The following is a 1,104-nucleotide window of genomic DNA, read 5'->3' as shown; positions in this document are numbered from 1 at the left end:
TCACACACAGGGTATTCATCGCGTCGTTTTTCATGGCATAGGGTATATTGAAATATAATTTAATAATGAAAAGAATAACTCTTTACATAGAAAACTATCAAAATACCCTTAACCGATGACAAATGAACATGCCTCTCCCTCACGCAAGTATCTTCTCTCTCGAACCCCACACCGTCTATTATGCCCAGAGCAGACCATCTCACAACATAAAGTCAGCGCTGCCTCTAAAATTTTTGCCCGCCATTTGCCAAAAGGCCGTTTCGGAGAGGACTTCTCCTCTGCTCCTCATCTCGCCTAGCGGGCTTGCTTCGACACCCGATCGGTTTGAAATATCCGACTGCTTTAGGACTTACGCGGTTGGATTGCCTAACGTGGAACATCTTGAGCAAATGTCTCATTATAGGGCCTAAAAACTCGATTTATCCAACTTGAAGGGCACAATCTAAAAATCGAGTGATATACGGTTGTTGAGAACAAAACAATCTCTCATTTTCCCCTTTTCCTTTAACTTGTTCACGAATATTGGGTGAATTCAAATTTATTATTCTACAAAGTTTTTTAAGTGGATATATTATTTATAATATTAAATTGAAATCCGATAGCTAAGGCCAATCAATTATGTATAATGCTATTTATATTAAAATTTCGTTACCCCGGATCCAGGAAAGGAATGAACATGAAGAACGCTTCTAGTAACGTTTTTTCAGGTTTTCCGAACATCCCCGCCCTTTTCAGAGCAGAAAGCCTCATTTGATCTTCAATTCCTCCGGTCTTTAGCTGCCTCTTCCTGTGTGTCTTGAGGCTTGTAGAATAATAATTTTCTATGGCGTTGTTTGTAGCTGGGGCACCATCCACAAAGTAAAACGCTGTAAGATTCGGCCATAGCTCTTCGATTTTCATCAATCTTTTTCTCACAGCTATCTCGAACGAGTCTATTCTGCTCATTAGGATATTAAAATTATTTTTAGAATCATGATACCGGCATTCCGCAGTAAGGCTATGCAAAATTAAGAATTTATTGCTTGCCAAAATGTGCATAAATTCAAACGTTTAACTTAAATTTTGTTTAAAATAATTTTACTAGAATTTGTCAACACGATATTA

General features: G+C 37.9%; 1 protein-coding gene. It reads right to left on the bottom strand.

Annotated elements, in window-relative coordinates; translation table 11 throughout:
* Positions 1–648 precede the first annotated feature (648 nt).
* On the bottom strand, positions 649–945 hold the full coding sequence (locus P0O24_RS12465) for a hypothetical protein (protein ID WP_316970073.1): 297 nt from the start codon (positions 943–945) through the stop codon (positions 649–651).
* Positions 946–1,104: the final 159 nt, after the last annotated feature.

The sequence above is a fragment of the Candidatus Methanocrinis alkalitolerans genome (genome assembly GCF_029167205.1).
Lineage (GTDB): Archaea > Halobacteriota > Methanosarcinia > Methanotrichales > Methanotrichaceae > Methanocrinis > Methanocrinis alkalitolerans.
Note: the sequence above shows the minus strand (reverse complement) of the source record. Positions and strands in the feature narration are given on the sequence as shown.

Bases quoted from the DNA above. Each gene is read 5' to 3' on its own strand.
- P0O24_RS12465 (WP_316970073.1), bottom strand. From the start codon at position 945: ATGAGCAGAATAGACTCGTTCGAGATAGCTGTGAGAAAAAGATTGATG.